Annotated in this window: 11 protein-coding genes; 3 read left to right on the top strand and 8 right to left on the bottom strand. The window is 60.0% G+C overall.

Annotated elements, in window-relative coordinates; all coding sequences use genetic code 11:
* The first annotated feature begins 69 nt into the window (after nucleotides 1–69).
* Nucleotides 70–1617, top strand: coding sequence for a TrkH family potassium uptake protein (locus V8P86_RS01980; protein ID WP_336325560.1), 1548 nt, complete (start codon nucleotides 70–72; stop codon nucleotides 1615–1617).
* A 224-nt stretch (nucleotides 1618–1841) separates the two neighbouring features.
* Here the strand turns inward: V8P86_RS01980 and V8P86_RS01985 are convergent, their stop codons facing one another.
* Together V8P86_RS01985 and V8P86_RS01990 are read right to left on the bottom strand one after the other, a co-directional pair.
* Nucleotides 1842–2159 carry an RPA12/RPB9/RPC11 RNA polymerase family protein gene (locus V8P86_RS01985; RefSeq protein WP_336325561.1) on the bottom strand — a complete coding sequence of 106 codons (318 nt, stop codon included), beginning with the start codon at nucleotides 2157–2159 and terminating at the stop codon, nucleotides 1842–1844.
* 193 nt (nucleotides 2160–2352) lie between these two features.
* A complete protein-coding gene (locus V8P86_RS01990) occupies nucleotides 2353–3636 on the bottom strand; it encodes an MFS transporter (protein WP_442909362.1) in 1284 nt (427 codons plus the stop codon).
* Between the two features lie 614 nt (nucleotides 3637–4250).
* Here V8P86_RS01990 and V8P86_RS01995 point away from each other — a divergent pair.
* Entirely contained in the window at nucleotides 4251–4736 is a 486-nt protein-coding gene (locus V8P86_RS01995; RefSeq protein ID WP_336325563.1) for a redoxin domain-containing protein, read from the top strand.
* Nucleotides 4737–5019: 283 nt separating this feature from the next.
* Here V8P86_RS01995 and V8P86_RS02000 read toward each other — a convergent pair whose 3' ends face one another.
* Nucleotides 5020–6240 (bottom strand): MFS transporter, encoded by a 1221-nt coding sequence (locus tag V8P86_RS02000; protein WP_336325564.1) that lies wholly within the window; start codon nucleotides 6238–6240, stop codon nucleotides 5020–5022.
* Nucleotides 6241–6526: 286 nt separating this feature from the next.
* Here V8P86_RS02000 and V8P86_RS02005 point away from each other — a divergent pair, with 286 nt between their 5' ends.
* On the top strand, nucleotides 6527–7042 hold the full coding sequence (locus V8P86_RS02005) for a redoxin domain-containing protein (RefSeq protein WP_336325565.1): 516 nt from the start codon (nucleotides 6527–6529) through the stop codon (nucleotides 7040–7042).
* A 152-nt stretch (nucleotides 7043–7194) separates the two neighbouring features.
* Here the strand turns inward: V8P86_RS02005 and V8P86_RS02010 are convergent, their stop codons facing one another.
* The 5 genes from V8P86_RS02010 to V8P86_RS02030 form a co-directional block, all read right to left on the bottom strand.
* The gene (locus tag V8P86_RS02010; protein WP_336325566.1) at nucleotides 7195–7566 is read right to left on the bottom strand and encodes a hypothetical protein; all 372 of its coding nucleotides are present in this window, start codon (nucleotides 7564–7566) and stop codon (nucleotides 7195–7197) included.
* A 370-nt stretch (nucleotides 7567–7936) separates the two neighbouring features.
* Nucleotides 7937–8386, bottom strand: coding sequence for an HTH domain-containing protein (locus V8P86_RS02015; protein ID WP_336325567.1), 450 nt, complete (start codon nucleotides 8384–8386; stop codon nucleotides 7937–7939).
* Nucleotides 8387–8396: 10 nt separating this feature from the next.
* Nucleotides 8397–9389 carry a patatin-like phospholipase family protein gene (locus V8P86_RS02020; protein ID WP_336325568.1) on the bottom strand — a complete coding sequence of 331 codons (993 nt, stop codon included), beginning with the start codon at nucleotides 9387–9389 and terminating at the stop codon, nucleotides 8397–8399.
* Nucleotides 9390–9417: 28 nt separating this feature from the next.
* The gene (locus tag V8P86_RS02025) at nucleotides 9418–10281 is read right to left on the bottom strand and encodes an SDR family oxidoreductase (RefSeq protein WP_336325569.1); all 864 of its coding nucleotides are present in this window, start codon (nucleotides 10279–10281) and stop codon (nucleotides 9418–9420) included.
* A 53-nt stretch (nucleotides 10282–10334) separates the two neighbouring features.
* A complete protein-coding gene (locus tag V8P86_RS02030; RefSeq protein ID WP_336325570.1) occupies nucleotides 10335–12476 on the bottom strand; it encodes a plastocyanin/azurin family copper-binding protein in 2142 nt (713 codons plus the stop codon).
* Nucleotides 12477–12526: the final 50 nt, after the last annotated feature.

Consider the following 12526-nt stretch of genomic DNA (forward strand, 5'->3'; position numbering starts at 1 on the left):
CGATGAGGGAAGACGAATGTTGCAAATCGCGACACAGATGGAAATTGCTGTCCAGATGGAGCTAAGCCGATGAGAGTGAACACACCGACTGTCGCGCGCGACGTTGGCCGCATCCTGCAGGTGGTTTCGTTGATGCTGGTCATCTCGCTGATAATCGGCGTTCTCAACGGGGAGTTCTTCACGGTTCCAGCATTCCTGCTCTCGGCGGGCATCGTCGCCGGCATCGGAACCGGACTCGCAGGACGGTATCGGGACGCGGAGCCGCCGGAGAAACTGGAGGCGATGGTAACGGCCGCAGTTGGCTGGGCCGCCACCGGTGTCCTCGGTGGTCTCCCCTTTATTCTGGTCGCAGCGACGATGCAGTACGATCCTCTCCCCGCGTACGCCAACACGCCGGCGATGAACGATACGGTGGTCGTCTTTCTCAACCCGCTAGATGCGGTGTTCGAGAGCATGAGTGGCTTCACCGGGACCGGGTTGACGATGGCCGCTGTCGAGGAACAACTGCCGAGATCACTCCACTGGTGGCGGTCGTTCACGGAGTGGATCGGCGGCGTGGGCGTTATCGTGCTGACCGTCGCGATCCTGGCTCGGCCCGGCAGCGGATCGCTCACGCTGTACGAGAGTGAAGCTCGTTCCGAGAAGATTCACCCAAGTGTTGTCTCGACAGTGCAGGAAATCTGGAAGATCTATCTGGGACTGACCGTCGGTTCGATTCTGCTCTTTCTCGTGGTCGGGATGCCGCTGTGGGACGCGATCAACCACGGGATGACTGGCATCGCGACTGGGGGATTCTCGGTGCACGCGGATTCGATCGGGCACTACGGCAGTCCCCTGATCGAGTACGCCGTCGTTCCCGTCATGGTCGCTGGCAGTATCGCATTCCCCGTCCACTATCTGATCTTCAAAGGCGAACTGCGGAATTTCTATACCGATCTCCAGACTCGGTGGGTGTTCATCTGGTTCACTGTCGGCTCGATCGTCTTGACGGGACTCCTGCACGCAGGTGGCCAGTACGAGACACTCGAAGAGACGTTCCGAATCGCGCTGTTCCAGTTCGTCTCGGCGACATCGAACGCTGGCTTCGGGACCGCGTCCGTGGGTGCTGGAACCGAACGAGTCTGGGGAGCAGGCCCGACGCTTTTGGCCTGTCTCGGAATGTTGACGGGCGCAGCCGCGGGGTCGACGGTCAGTGGTCTCAAACTCATCCGCGTCATCACGCTGATCAAGGGAACGGTCTGGCAGATCAGAAACGTCTTCCAGCCCAGCACAGCCGTTCGCTACCTGCGGATCGACGACCGCAAACTCAGCGAGGAGCAGGTCCAGCGGGAGTACACCGAGGCGACAGTGGTGCTAGTGCTGTGGCTCTCGGCGCTCGTCGTCGGAATCACGGTCTTTCTGGCCGCTCTCCCACCAGAATATCCGCTCGAATACGTCATCTTCGACGTGATGAGTGCGCAGAGTAACGTCGGTCTCTCCTCGGGAATCACCGGCCCGGAGATGCCATCGGCCGCCAAAACCGTCTTGCTGTTCAACATGTGGGTCGGTCGGCTGGAGATCATCCCGGTCGCGGTTCTGCTGGGTGCGGTTTTCCAGCGGCTGAATCTCTATCAGTGAGCGGCCCCGTCTTCGGTTTCGTTTTTGCACGGAGTGTTCCAACAATTACCGCACTGCTAATTCGGGTAGTGAACATTCTACCAACAGTCGGTGATCGCCGCAAGGAAGTTGTGGGAGTTGGTTTGGCGTCGATGTGTGGCACCACTTGAGCCCGAGTACCCACGAGCGGAGAGTCTGAGTTGGCTGTCTGTGCACCTGTGAGCGGCGGGGTTCGTGAGATGGGGTCAGGACTCGCGCCATTTGTGGCCACACTCGACGCAGGTGAACAGCCGAACCTCGTAGGAGCCACCCGGCTTCGGTAGCATCTCGTAGTAGGCCTGATCGCTGTCGCAGTCCTCGGCCGGACAGGGCTCCTGCATCGTCTCGGAGGAGTCCTGGGTCGCGTCAGCCACGTCGGGTACTCCGTCGTCCCGCTGTCCGTCCTGGGTTGTCATCGCCGCTTCTGCTTGTGAGTCCCGCTGCTCCTCGTTCTCACAGGAACGACACACCCACGTGTCGTCCTCCGTGTGCATCATCGAGCCACACTCGTCACAGAATCGCATATAAAATAGGGATAGATGGTTGTTGGATATATGTGTTAACTTCCAATCCGTCGTGGATGTCGCACTCACGGTGGGTATGGACAGTGGGTGTGCCTGATCGTGAGTGAATCCCGGTGACGGTCTTCCCACGAGCGGTCTTTGGGATTGTCTTGTCCGATTCAGGAATTCGAGTGCCACTCCGTAGCTGTGGTTCTTACCATGCGGTCAGTGCTCTCATTCCGTGGGTGAGGAGAAGAATGGTCACAAAGACACCAGCCCCCGTGAGTGCGAACGCACCACCAATATAAAAGACGGAAGCCATGCTGACCTCCACCATCAGCCACCCAGCGATGAGTGGACCCAGCACGGATCCAGGCCGCCAGACGAGTTCGCGGACGCCGAAACTCGACGCGACGCTGCCGTTGTCGGTCCCCTCGTCAGCAAACAGCGCCATGCTCGCCGGTTCTCGAAAGGAGTCTGCGACGCCAAGTAGTCCGGAGAACACAACGAGTGGAACGTACGCTGCAGGGATGGAGCCGAGGATTGGGAGCGTCATTGCCGTCCCGAGGTTCGACCCGATTGAGGCGGCGAATGGAATCATGATGGCAACGAGCCCGTACGCAGTACCGCCGGCGAAGACGAACAATGCGCGGCCGTACTCGTCCGAGAGTTGGCCGGTGAACAGCTGGCCGACCATATTCGTCGCCTTCTCCGCTGTGACGGTGACGGCGACGGCGGTGCCGGCGACACCGAGCCCACCCGATGCGACCGCCGTCCCGGCGTAGATCGGGACCCACGTCCGGACGATGGTTACGGCGAAGGCGTACTGCGCCCGAAAGCTCGTCATTGTCAGGATCCGACGGTTGACCGCCAGATCAGAGAACGGAAATCCCTCGATCCGCGTCGGGTCGGGATCGAGTAGGCCGTACAACCCGACCCACGCGACGGTCAGCAACACGACGATAATCGCAAAGATAGGGGTGAACCCGAATAGATCGAGGAGCCAACCAGCGAGCAGCGAGCCGAGAATCGACGCCAGAAAGGAGGCGGCGTTGGCTCGGCCGATCCGCTTGGCACGAGTGCTCATCGTCGCGAGTTCTCCGACCAGCGAGAGCGTCATCAACCCGGCACCGGTGACCGCGACGCCCTGCAAGGCGCGGATCAGAATGAACGAGGCCGAGGAGTCGACGAGCGGAAAGAGCGCGTACACTCCTGCACCGAGACCGAGGATTACAAGCAAGATTGTTCGCTTATCGAATCGGTCACCCGCCCACGCCAGCGGCACGACTGCGACGGTCTGTGCCAGTGTGAACCCGGTGGTGTACATCCCGATTATGAAGCCAGCGCTGACTGTTAGTCCGAGAATTGTGGTTTCCTGCGGCTGCAGCGTATTGATGTACGCCGGCAGGAGCGTCAACAGCGTGATGAAGCCGAATCCTTCAGCAAACCGCGTGAGATAGAGAACATAGAACTGAACATCTACTCCGCCCTCGTCTATCGAGAACCGGGTACTCTCACCTTCTGTTTGCTCGTCTCCGTCCACACATTGTCTGCTTGGTTCTTGATAAAATCTATTTTGATTCGATTGTCTTCCTTATGTGAATTATTTGGACTGAGATACCGATCTGATGTTAGCCACTAGCAGGCTCGTCACCCACAGAAGGGCAGAGCAGTGGAAGACCAATGTTCCGAGCTAACTTCTGTATGGTTGTTCAACGCCCGAAAGCGTGGTGTCCACGACACAGACGACCAACCGAAATATCGCGGGTACAGGAAGAAACCATGGCGCGGTGGATGTCACAACCGTACTCTTCAGTTGCACTTGGCCGATTTTGAGGGGCTTCCAACCGGTAGGCTATGCTTCGACTCCCAGCAGGCGGTGTACTTCCTGCATCATGGCGGCGCGGCCTCCGGTACAGGAGACGACCACAGTTTTGTGGCTGAGCCATGCTGTACAGTGCTGCGGTCATCCCAGCAGGACCGCCCCCAGCCACGTCGACTTCGTACTTCTATCGATATCCAAGCGCGGACTGGATAGAGAGACAACCAGTACGTCTCTGGGTTACCAGACCGTAAGTGAGAATTATACATTCAGCTTCTGTCTTATTCACTATGATCGCCGAAGGAGTTGCAGCACCGACCTTCGAGTTGCCTGGAACGACCGACGGGAGCGAGGATTTTGAACAGTATGGACTCGCAGAGGCGTTGGCTGCGGGACCCGTCCTATTGAATTTCTACCTGTTCGATTTCAACGCGGCGTGTACGGACCACGTCTGTTCGATAAACGACCTCGCGTGGTTCGATCTGGAAAAGAACCTCTCCGTGTTCGGCATTTCGACGGATCGGACATTCAGCCACGCAGCCTTCGCCGAACGGGAGGGTGTGGAGTTCCCGCTGTTGTCGGACAGTGATGGCAGCGTCGCCGAGGAATACGGCGTACTTTACGACGAGTTCCGAGGGCACAAACGCATCGCCAAACGCTCGGTCTTCCTGATCGATTCTGACGGAGCCATCCAGTATGCGTGGAGCACTGACACGCCGGACGAGCAACCAGACTGGTCGGCAGTCAAGACGGCTCTCGATCAACTCCGAGAGTAAGTTAGCGCCCGCTGGATTGTTTTCACTCCGATTCCGTCTCGCGGTCGTACAGCACCACATCGTTGTCGGCGAGTTTTCCAGAACCGCAATAGGTGAGCGTTTAATCCTCACGGGTTCGGTCGGACTCACCGCGCTAGCACAGAGCGAACACCCCGTCACTGCGGCCGGGTCGCCGTCGATAGACGGGATCTCATCCTTCGGGAGCAACTCGACGACGGTGGATTCACTCACCCCGGAGATAACGTGCGAATCTACCGGAATCTGTTTGAGAGCACAACAACACTCACCCGCGGCCGCCAGCGAGCAATTCCGCTCTGGGAAGGCGACGCAACATAAGCATCGCACTCGTGCCGACTAGGGGGCCGATTGCGAGCGGGGCGAATGCCCACTGCCACCCAACCCAGTCCGCAATAATGGGCGTCAGTTGTATCGACCCCAGCGTGAGAAGGTATCCGATCGCAGTCTGGAAAGTCAGTGCGCTCCCAACGTACGAATCGTCCGCGAGTTCCGAGACAGCAGCAGAGAACTGTGCGGAGTCTGCGACGATAGCGAACCCCCACAGGAGGACGAACGGAACGACCACGACTGTCGGCGCACCGAAGACGAATCCGGCGGTCAGGCACGCACCCCCGCTGACGACCATACTGGCGCTGGTGACGGTCGTTCGGCCCAGCCGATCCGCGCTGATGCCGGCAAGCACGGCACCGATCCCGCCGATGGCAATGGTCCCGAACGTCACGAACGCAGCAAACGCGTCACTCTCGCCACCGTTTTCGGCGAAACTCAACGAGAGATACACCGGAATCCATGCCCAGACCGCGTACAGTTCCCACATGTGACCAAAATAGCCGAGATTGGCGAGAGTCGTCGCTCGGTCGCCAGCGATCCGGCGGATCGCACTCGGATCGAACGGTGCGGCCGGTGCCTGGTGCGGACCGGGTTCGACAAACAAGACCAGCACGGCTCCGACGGTTGCGAGGCCCGCAGCGCCGAGCAATACAGGGGTTGGCTGTCCGACACCGCCGATTCCGCGCAGGAGGTGTGGCGTCGCGGACCCGACAGTCAAGGCACCGACCAGCACTCCGATTGCGAAGCCTCTGCCAGCCTGGAACCAGCCCGCCATAATCTTCATGCCAGGCGGATAGACCCCTGCAAGTGCCACGCCGGTCAGGAATCGAAGAACAACCGCAGGGAGAAAAGAACTGACACTGGTCGCGATGATTACCGTCGCAGCCGCACCCACGAGCGCCGAAGCCGAAAACAGATACCGCGGCTTGATTACATCGGACACTGTGAACAGCGCCGAGAGGAGCGCGCCGACGACAAAGCCGAGTTGTACCGCGTTGGTCAGCCACGCAGTTTCGGCACCCGAGAGCCCCCAGGCCGTCGCCAGTTCTGGCCCAACTGCCGAGACGCTGAACCACAGCGTCATCGCCAGTAATTCAGCTGTTGCCAGCAGCGCGAGCACCTGATACTTCCGCGAGCGCGTGTAGCCTTCAGCCATTATCTCACGCGAGCAGTGTCGCTGTACCAGCCGCTCCAGTAGTTCGAGCAGTCTCTGACTGGCCGAACAATGGGGTGTATTGTATTCTGAGTCATCAAATGTATTCGTCCGTCTGTGAGAATCTCACACTAATACGCATTAAATCCCAGCCTACGTGGAAGTAGGTCCGGTCCGGCTACGCAATATAGATAACAGAGTGACTGAACCCTTCACTGGAGGGGTCGATTGTGTGATGATAACACATATGTGAGCTAGTTACATTCGGGCCGATCAGAGAGTATCAGGTATGATTCAGATCGGACAACAGGCTCCCGGTTTCGAGGTTCCGGGGGCTGCCGGGGGGCGAGTAGACACACACAGCCTCGAAGAGTACACTGAACACGGCTGGGCAGTCGTGGTCGTGTTCTACCCGTTCGATTTCCACCCTAGCTGTACCTCACAACTGTGTATGCTCCGGGACGCAGACGATCTCTCGATGGTTGAGAATACGGTCGTCTTGGGTATCTCGACGGACAGCGCACATTCGCACCGAGCGTTTGCCGAAGAGCACAGAATCGACTTTCCGCTGCTGTCCGACAGCGATGGGACCGTCGCCGAAGCGTACGGTGTACTCGTCGAAGAGATGGAAGATCACCGACGCGTCCCCCGATCGGCGCTATTCGTCGTCGATCCGGGCCAGGAGGTCCAGTACGCCTGGCAGAGCGAGTCGCCGGACGATGCGCCGGATATGGCGGCTGTCGAGAAGGCGACAAACTGTCACGGGAGTCGCTGTGAGTTGCCGGAAAGCAAGTCCTATCTCTGATCGCGGTCCGCGGCCCACTCCAACAGCGGGGTGAGACGCGTTCGGATTCTCGCACTCTTTTCGGCCTGCTCCCAGTTTCTCCGAAGTGTTCAAGCAGGCCTGTCAGGCTTTCCGACGAGATACTTTGAGGATAAGTTGCTGCATCGAATAAACTACTCGTCCCGGTAGACACAGTGGAAGTCGGCGACGTGCTTGTAGAAGGTCGGAATGATATCCGTCCGGAGGTCGGCGCTGGGCTGGTCCGCGAACTCCGCTTTCGTATGAGCGCGGGCATCGTCTATCGCTGCCGCGACGTGTTCCGGCACGCCACGCTCTTCGGTCGTCCCGAGATACGCCCAGATGAAGGCTGACTCAAGGGCATCAAAAAACGACTCCGTCGGCTGGTACTCGGTGTGTGCCGAGCGCAGCCGGTGATAGGTGCGGCGGATGAGTGTCGAGCCATCACTGATTTGATGGTCAGCGAAGGAACTCGTGGTTGTACACGCTGGCGTCCGGTCAGAGGTGTGTGGTTCGTCGCCCCCCATACCGTGACAGAAGATGGGAACACACTAGTATCCGAGTCGGATATGCAACAGTGACACACGTTACCAAAAAGGTGTTCGGAGACTCGCCCTGCCTGCATTTCTCGGCGCAGTTGCTCAAATCCAAAGACTGTGTGTTGCAGGCCCGCCAGGAGTAGTCCATCCTAAAAAATTGAATGCCAGACGGAACAGTCCAGTGTGGACCCAGTCACACAGACTTGGAGCCGTTCCGGTCACAGGCAGATACTCGCGAAGCCAGTCGAGGCTGCCGAGCGGTTGGGGTTCGGCAGTTGTTTTCGGCAGCCCCATCTGCCTGTTTTAGAGCCGTCCATATATCCCTAACTGAGGTACTCCTAACCGCATGAGCCTAATGTTACCCGTCGTAGAAATCGAGTCGATCAGATATGCTGGTCGTCTCGGAGCCGTTTCTCGATGGGGCAACAAACGAAGGCGAATCTGCACGGAACTCAATGAGCAACATCCGGGGGAAGGAAACCCCCGCAACGATCGTTCCGGCGATTGTCGTGTCCGTTCCGTGTTGCTCGAATCCGACCAGGTCTCGGTTGCGGTTCTCGGCCCACTGTTTAGCCATTCGATGCCGAGCAAGCAAACGTTGTCCGATTTTTGTCTCGGCGGTAACCGAGGAGGGGCAGACCGTCTCGCCACAGACAACGACCTCGAAGTTAGCGATAGTGTCGTCAGCATCGAGGTGTGTGAGTCGTTCGAGGACCTGTTCCTGTTTGTCACGAATATCTGTCGGGGCGAGCGAGCGCACGTACAATTCGACCCGCGGCGGATCGTTGGTGGCTGGATCCCCAGTCATAGCTACACTCTCAATGGCCCCCATCAGTGGCCGACTCACCGCTCAGATCTCCGTCGAGAAACGCCGCCGCCCGTTCCCGGCCCAGATCGATCAGTTCGTCGATGAACTCGGGGTCCCTGTCCATCTTTGTCGAGCAGTGGTACCGCCGCCCCATCTCGATGCGGCGAATCTCGGTGTGTCTGAACTCGTCGGACGGGAGTTTGCCCGCTTCGATCCAGTCGTTGATTCGTTCGATGAATCCCAGTTCCTGATTCAGCGAGATATTTCCGGAGAGTTCGTTGCGCCGATCGCCGATCTCGTCGAGACTCGTCGGCTCACTCTCCAGTTGCTGCGGGTTGATCTGAATGATCCAGAGTTTGTCTGGCTTGCGCTCCGGTGGCTGATGCATCAGATCACGGACCGGCGGATTCTGTGAGAACAGTCCATCCCAGTGGTAATGGTCGTCGATTTCGACGGCCTCGAAGAGATTCGGAACCGCCGCCGACGCCAAGACGGCATCGACGGTGACGGACTCGTTGGTGAACGTCTCGAAGACACCGGCGTTGATATCGACTGTCCCGACGACCAGATCCGGTCTCGTCGGCTGGCAGTGGGTGGGGATGGCGTCGAAATCGATATGCGCTTCGAGAATCTCTCTGATTCGCTCCTTCCCCAGCTCGGGGCCGGGTATCTGATACGGGCTAAATTGTGGGAACGGCATGCCCGCGCTCTGGAAGCGATTGAGCAGTTTTAACCAGTCGTTCGTCGCTCGTTCAGTGTATCCGTTCGCAGCGATGTCATCCCAGAGGTCAATCACAATCCCAGCGGCATCGTCAGTGTCGCCCGTTACCAGTCCGTACCACGCGGCGAGCGCGTTGAACGCACCGCCGGAAGTGCCGCTGATCCCGACTAACTCGTACTCGTCGTCCCAGTTCTCGAAGAGGTGTTCGAGGACACCGGCAGTGAAGGCGGTGTGGCTCCCGCCGCCCTGGCAGGCGATTGCGATGTTTGTCGACTCGCTCATCTGTCAGTCCTCTGCCATTCTACGTCGATCATTGGTAGGTGTTTGTGTAGCCGCCGTCCCAGAGCATGTCTGCCCCGTTGAGGTGTTTCCCGTGTCGAGAGAAACCGATGGTGAAGAGGTTCGCCACCTCCGCGGGAGTCATCATCTCTTTCGTTCGGGCCTGTCCAAGCATCACGTCCTCAACGACTTCCTGTTTCGAGATACCGCGCTGCTCGGCGGTGTCCTCGATCTGGTTGACCATCAGCGGCGTCAACACGTAGCCGACCGAGACCGAAAAGCCGCGGAGAGTCCCGTTCCCTTCGGCAGCTATCGCACGTGTCAGTCCGGCGATCGCGTGTTTCGCGGTGATGTAGGCAGGCTTGCGCTCGGTCGCGTAGTGGCCGTGAACCGAGGACATGTTGGCGATTGCGCCGACGCCGTCGTCGGTGTTCTCGATGTGCGGAATAGTCTTCTTCGCCGTCACAAAGGGCGACCGGACCATGAGATCCTGCAAGAGATCGTACTTCTCCATCGGGAACTCCGCGATGGAGTCGATGTGTTGCATCCCGGCGATATTGGCCACGTACCGAAGGTCGCCGAGGTCGGCGGCCGCCTCGACGACTGCGCCGACATCCTCGTCGTCGGTCAGGTCTGTCTCGACCGCTTCGATGCGTCCGCTGGCGCCCACATCGTCTGCGATCTCTTTTGTCTCCTCCATCCCGTCGGTATCGATATCCGCACCGACCACGGTCAGGCCGTTGGCGGCGAGTGCAACCGCTGTCGCCTGCCCGATACCCGAGGCCGCACCGGTCACGAGTGCGACTGTCTCCTCGGTGAAACGCGGGTCATCCACGATCAGGAGATCCTCACGACTCAGTTCTGGCTGGGTCAGATCGAAATTGTCGTCTGTCACAGGTGAACTACGTCACAGTCACTGATAAAAATCGGAGTTAACGCACGATAACGTCACTCCAGCGTGTCCGTCCGTCCGGGGACACCGCGGCCCTGATAGAACTCCCCGCCCCACTGGCTGATCCAGATCTCTTGATTCGAGAGATACAGCGCCATTTCGGTGTCGAAGGTGTCGTCGGTGACCGACCACTCGTCGGCCGCGGTGTCGTAGGCAACCTCGCGGTTGTAGACCGCCGCCTGACCGAACTCGCCACCGGCGTTCGGCGGCAGCGGGAGCGTGTACTCTGCGTTTTCTTCCCGAGAGTTCGGCCGCTCGGCCCGCTGGAGGCGGCCGCGATTGAACGTCTGGTTGAAGAAGGAGGCGTACTGGGACTGTATCTCCGAGCGGTCCAACAGCACGTCCGCAGCGTTCAGCCCACCGGTGATGTCGCCCGCGTCCCGCGCCGTGATGGTGTACGTCGAGTCGTCCGGCCCGGATGCGAAGGTGCCGGCATCCTCGTCGTACAGCTCCTCGGACAGGTAGCCCAGCACGTTATCGGCCGTATCTGAGTGGTCGACGCCGTCGATCTGTGAGGCCCAGAGCAGCCCCTGCCCGACGACGCCCTGCGTGGCGGCCTGGTTGGCAGCGCCGCTGTCGACGCGGCCGTTATCATCGAGGTTGGCCTCGATACGGCCGGCCAGTCCGTCGGCGTAGTCGGCCGCCGCAGTTCGGAGTTGGTCCTGTTGGGTCTGGGTGCCGAACCAGCCGATAGCGCCGAGCAGTTCGCCAGCCAACCGGGTGTTCTCTACACTCGCGGGATCGACGGCGTTCATCGTCGTCTGACCCATCCCGTTGGTGAGCATCTGGATGTTCTCGGACGGGATCAGCGGCTCGGGGTTCTCGTAGCCGAACCAGCCGCCCTGTGCGAGGCTGTTGAGGTTCGAGAGAAACCACAGCATCGAAGAATGGTGACGGGGCTGTGGCGTCTCGTCGACCAGTCCCTCGCCCGGCCGGAACGCAGAGCCGACCAGCAGGTTCTCGTCGTTCAGCCGGAAATTGCCGCCGCCCTGCTCGCCGACGAGGGCGAAGACGGTGCCAACCTGGGCCATCGTCGATAGGACCATCGCCCGGAACCGAGGCGCGAGTGCCGCCGGCAGAATATCGGCGTGATCCTCGAAGTTTTTCGCCCAGGTGATGCCCTTGAGGTGGGTCCAGGCCAGCGACGAGGGACTGACTGTCATCGACGAGCCCTCCCGGTCCCACATGAGTGTGCGAGCATCCGGCCGCCCGCCGTCGCCGTCGAAGACTGGCTGTTCGGTGAACCTCGGATCGCCCTCGGTGAACGGCGCCATGTTGAGGTTCGGCTCGATGACCGGCGGTTGGTCAGCGTCGGCGGCCTCGACGATTGCCGGGAATCGCTGGTTGAACTGTTCTCGTTGCTGGTCGGTGGCCGGGAAGATGATCCCGTTGCCCGAGAGCGTAATCGTCGTGCTCATATTGTACAGCGAGTACCAGTACGAATCCCACGTCCCGTCCGTCCAGTCGTAGCTCACTGTCGGGGCTTCGATCTCGACGCCAGTCAGTTCGAGCAGGTCGGCCAGTCCGGTGCTCTCGGAACTGCCGAGGTCTTCGATCGGAGCCGTTCCGGGACCGGTTGCAGCCTCGCCGACGATCACGAGCCCGACCATCCCCAGCCCGCGGTGCGGCCGGCAGTAGTAGTTGTAGACGCCGGGCGTCTCGAAAGTATGCTCGAACGTCCCGCCGGACATCGTCCCGGAGTCGAAAGAGTCGGCGCCCTCTGGAATCCGCAGCACTGCGTCAGTGTCCGGATGGTAGGAGGTCGCAGAGTGGTTTCCGCTCGCAATCTCCCATGTGACCGTCGCGCCCTCCTCGACCCACGCGACCGCGGGCGAGAAGACGTTTTGCCCCGCACCCTGATCGGAGTCGAGTGAGAGCGCCTCGACCGTCGCGGAGGACTGGAGATCGTCGGGGCCGCCGATGACATCCGCGCCCGGCACCTGTTCGTCCTCCGTTCCCGATCCGTCGTCGGTCTGGTCGGCCGAGTCGTTGTCGTCGTTCGGCCCGTTGGTATCGTCGTCTTGGCCATCAGAACTATCGTCGTCGCTGCTCCCACAGCCGGCCAGCCCGACCGTTGCGCCGGCACCGAGCACCTGCAGGAGTCGTCGCCGGTTCGTCTCTCCCGTGTTTCGTGTCATACAGCAACACCTTCGAGAGTAGGGGGTATGATGCTGTGTTCGTCGTGTGT

Origin of the sequence: Halovenus anhuiensis (assembly GCF_037080055.1) — an archaeon.
Lineage (GTDB): Archaea > Halobacteriota > Halobacteria > Halobacteriales > Haloarculaceae > Halovenus.

What these genes read in the sequence shown, in the direction of transcription:
- V8P86_RS02020 (WP_336325568.1), bottom strand. Translation starts at nt 9,389, where the DNA reads ATGAGCGAGTCGACAAACATCGCAATCGCCTGCCAGGGCGGCGGGAGC.
- V8P86_RS02015 (WP_336325567.1), bottom strand. Translation starts at nt 8,386, where the DNA reads ATGACTGGGGATCCAGCCACCAACGATCCGCCGCGGGTCGAATTGTAC.
- V8P86_RS02010 (WP_336325566.1), bottom strand. Translation starts at nt 7,566, where the DNA reads ATGGGGGGCGACGAACCACACACCTCTGACCGGACGCCAGCGTGTACA.
- V8P86_RS02000 (WP_336325564.1), bottom strand. Translation starts at nt 6,240, where the DNA reads ATGGCTGAAGGCTACACGCGCTCGCGGAAGTATCAGGTGCTCGCGCTG.
- V8P86_RS02005 (WP_336325565.1), top strand. Translation starts at nt 6,527, where the DNA reads ATGATTCAGATCGGACAACAGGCTCCCGGTTTCGAGGTTCCGGGGGCT.
- V8P86_RS01995 (WP_336325563.1), top strand. Translation starts at nt 4,251, where the DNA reads ATGATCGCCGAAGGAGTTGCAGCACCGACCTTCGAGTTGCCTGGAACG.
- V8P86_RS01980 (WP_336325560.1), top strand. Translation starts at nt 70, where the DNA reads ATGAGAGTGAACACACCGACTGTCGCGCGCGACGTTGGCCGCATCCTG.
- V8P86_RS02030 (WP_336325570.1), bottom strand. Translation starts at nt 12,476, where the DNA reads ATGACACGAAACACGGGAGAGACGAACCGGCGACGACTCCTGCAGGTG.
- V8P86_RS01985 (WP_336325561.1), bottom strand. Translation starts at nt 2,159, where the DNA reads ATGCGATTCTGTGACGAGTGTGGCTCGATGATGCACACGGAGGACGAC.